Annotated in this window: 1 protein-coding gene; it reads right to left on the minus strand. The window is 69.7% G+C overall.

Features of this window, described 5'->3' with window-relative positions; translation table 11 throughout:
- Positions 1-504 (minus strand): DUF111 family protein (locus JNK74_30555; protein ID MBL7650510.1); only part of this gene is annotated, 504 nt, incomplete at its 3' end.
- Between the last annotated feature and the right edge of the window lies 1 nt (position 505).

A 505-nucleotide genomic window follows, 5' to 3' on the forward strand; every position in this document is an offset into this window, starting at 1 on the left:
GAGGCCGACAGCCGCCCCGACGATGTCGGCGATGCTGTCCAGGGCCCCGACCTCGTGGAAGTGGACCTTCTCCACCGGCATGTCGTGGACCGCCGCTTCGGCCACGGCCAGCTTGCGGAAGACGGCCAGGGCGGTGGCACGCTGCCGGTCGGTCAACGTCCCCCGGGTGATGATCGCTTCGACATCCGGCAAGAACCGGTATTCCTCCTGGTCCGGGGCGGTGATCGTGGCCTTCGTCCCGGCGATGCCGTTCCGCTTCACCCGCTCGACTTCCAGGGTGATCGGCAGGCCGAGGGAGTCGAGGGCCGCGCGGATGGCGTCGACCGGCACCCCGGCGTCGATGACGGCCCCCAGGACCATGTCGCCGCTGACGCCGCTGAAGCAGTCGAAGTGTGCGACCTGTACCACATGTCCTCCGGCGTCCGGCTGGGGGTTATGGTAGGGCTGTGGTTCATCGTTGCCCGGGTCAGCGGGCGGCGACCCGCCACCGCTCGACCGTCCCATC

The organism is Candidatus Hydrogenedentota bacterium (genome assembly GCA_016791475.1).
GTDB lineage: Bacteria > Hydrogenedentota > Hydrogenedentia > Hydrogenedentales > JAEUWI01 > JAEUWI01.